This is a genomic window from Nonomuraea sp. NPDC003707 (genome assembly GCF_053587055.1).
In genome coordinates, this window is sequence record NZ_JBSFNK010000132.1 from 1 (window position 1) to 1,328 (window position 1,328).

Annotated in this window: 1 pseudogene; it reads right to left on the reverse strand. The window is 68.0% G+C overall.

Annotated elements, in window-relative coordinates:
* Nucleotides 1–1,091 (reverse strand): annotated as a pseudogene (locus tag ACWDRB_RS67840) (IS110 family transposase); the annotation flags it as partial.
* Nucleotides 1,092–1,328: the final 237 nt, after the last annotated feature.

The window sequence follows — 1,328 nt, forward strand, 5'->3', positions numbered from 1 at the left end:
GGATGCTCCTATGGATGTCAAGCGGCGTGTTCTTGATCGTTTGAGGTGATGATGCGGTAGAGCTCGCGAGCCACGTAGCGTTTGAGGCAGCGGATGATCTCTTTCTTGGACAGGCCGTCTTGGGTGCGTCGTTCCATGTAGGCGCGGGTGCGAGGGTCCCAGCGCAGGCGGCACAGGACGACGCGGTAGAGCGCGGCGTTGGCTTGACGGTCGCCGCCGCGGTTGAGGCGGTGCCGGGTGGTCTTGCCGGAGGAGGCGGGGATCGGCGCGACGCCGCACAGCATGGCGAAGGCGGCTTCGCCGTGTAGCCGGTCGTGGTTCTCGCCTGCGGTGATCAGGAGTTGTCCGGCGGTGTCGGTGCCCACGCCGTGTGTGGCGGTCAGAGCGGGGTTGATCGCGGTCACCAGTGGCTCCAGCAGTTCGTCGAGGTCGGTGATCTCGGCGGTGAGCTGCTGGTGGCGGCGGGCCAGGGAACGCAGTGCGATCTGGGTGGCGGTGGCGGGGCTGGCGGTGTCGTCGCGGTCCGGGTTCAGGGCGGCGCAGGTGGTGATCAGTTTCGTGATCGTCAGGCCGCGCAGCTGCTGGCGGAGCGCGTCAGGGGCGGTCACGATCAGGGCTTTGAGGCGACGTTGCGTATCGGCGCGCTGGTCGATGGCCGAGCGTCGGGCGATGCGCAGGTTCCGCAGCGCCTCGATGCGGCCGTCGCGCTGCTTGGGGGTGCCGGTCCGGTCGCCGGCCAGAGCGGCCTTGGCGGCGGCGATGGCGTCGATCGGGTCGGACTTGCCTTGGAAGCGGCGCCTCTTGCGGTCGGGCCGGTCGATCTCGATGACGTTGATGTCCTCGGCCTGCAGCAGGCGGGTGAGCCCGGCTCCGTAGGCGCCGGTGCCTTCGACCCCGACTCGTGTCAGGTGCCCGAAGGTGCGCATCCAGGTCAGCAGGGCGGTGTATCCGGCTGGGGTGGCGGGGAACTGTTCGGTTCCCAGGACTCGGCCGACCAGGTCGAGCACGGCTGCGGTGTGGGTGTCCTGGTGGGTGTCGACGCCGCCGGCGACTTCGATGATCGGCGCGTTTTCGGGTGTAATGGAGGTCATCGTCGTCCTGTCGTCTTGGCTGGGGGCAGGGCGGCACGCACCAGCCGGGCAAGGCGGACAAGACAGTGATGGGGCCTCTGGCCAGGCTCCTATGAAGTCACAGGTGCCGCGTCCGGTGAGTGCAGATGAGCGCTTCCCGTCCAGGGCCGACAGATCCGGTTGAGGACCTCGAGGTCAGTCAGTCGATGGGTCAGACCCTGGCGGGAAGCGCTCATCTCCATCATCACTGTCAGTCGA